The sequence below is a fragment of the Gluconobacter sp. P1D12_c genome (assembly GCF_018812105.1).
Lineage (GTDB): Bacteria > Pseudomonadota > Alphaproteobacteria > Acetobacterales > Acetobacteraceae > Gluconobacter > Gluconobacter oxydans_A.
On sequence record NZ_JACSIQ010000166.1, the window covers coordinates 1 to 620 of the forward strand.

Annotated in this window: 1 pseudogene; it reads left to right on the plus strand. The window is 59.4% G+C overall.

What is annotated here, in order from left to right:
* Nucleotides 1-620, plus strand: a pseudogene (locus KP705_RS16140) (Tn3 family transposase); the annotation flags it as partial.

The window sequence follows — 620 nt, forward strand, 5'->3', positions numbered from 1 at the left end:
GCCGCGCGCAATATCCTGCGATTGCTGGAACGCCTGGAGTGTGTACGATCCCTGAACCTCGACAGCGCTCGCGCCACGACCATACCGCGTGTGGCCTTTGACCGTTTGAGCGAAGAAGCTGCCCGGATTACGCCCCAGCATCTGGCCGAGCTTCGGTCATCCCGTCGTTACGCCATTCTGGTGGCAGCCGGGGTCCGACTTGAGGAGGTTCTAACCGACGCGGCCCTCACAATGATGGACAAACTCCTCGGAAGCATGATGCGCCGTGCCGAGCACCGGATCCGTGACAAAGCGATTGTCACCATGCGATCGTTGCAGGCCCAGCTTCGTCTGCTGACAACCTCTTGCCGTCATCTGATTGAGGCCCGTGATCAGGGCGTTGATTCACTGTCTGCCATTACGGGAATTGACTGGCCCCGCCTCCAGGACGCCATCGGCAGGGCTGAAACCCTGACAGCTCCAGAGACCATTGATCGCACGGCCGAACTGATCAACCGGCATCGCTCTCTTCGTCCTGCCATTGGTCCATTCCTGAACGCGTTCCAGTTTCAGGGTGGTCGCACGGTACAGGGATTACTGAAGGCGGTGCAGATCATTGGAGACCTCTATCGGACCGGTAA